This is a genomic window from Cyanobium sp. NIVA-CYA 375 (assembly GCF_056108345.1).
In genome coordinates, this window is sequence record NZ_JBSYHW010000445.1 from 1 (window position 1) to 510 (window position 510).

The 510-nt window shown below is 61.6% G+C and carries 1 protein-coding gene; it reads right to left on the bottom strand.

The window, feature by feature from the left end; genetic code table 11:
• Window positions 1–345, bottom strand: a 345-nt coding sequence (locus AC01FP_RS19035; protein WP_474482542.1) for a hypothetical protein, incomplete at its 3' end; no start/stop codon positions are given.
• Window positions 346–510: the final 165 nt, after the last annotated feature.

The window sequence follows — 510 nt, forward strand, 5'->3', positions numbered from 1 at the left end:
CAGCGGATCGCGAAAGCGCCGCAGCGCCCGCGGCGGCACGCAGAGCAGGGCCAACCCCAGCCCCTGCAGCAGGGGCAGGACATACACGATCGTGTCGAGATGGAGGGTGGCGATTCCGCGCCAGAGGCTGATCAGCACCAGCGCGCTGCCGGCCACCAGCCCGAAGCGGCTGGCTTGGGGCGCCAGAGCCGGCAGCTGGTCTTCCAGGCAGATCAGTGCCCCACCCCAAACCACCAGCGCCAGCAGAGTCCTCGACGGCCACTCCTGGCTGCTGTGCACCAGCCAGAGGCTCTGCAGGGCCTGCAGGCCAGCAAGCCAGAGCCAGAGCTGCCGCAGGCTGGGCACGTGGATTCACATTTGCGCAGAACGCGTTGATTATTTCGCATCGAACCCCCTGCAGGGCGTTTTCGGCGAAAATAGAATTACTTTTCGATTAAGGGCACCTCGAAAAATACGATCAGCCCTTGCGTTGAGGCGACAATAGCTTATAATTTGAATAGTTAATTGCAT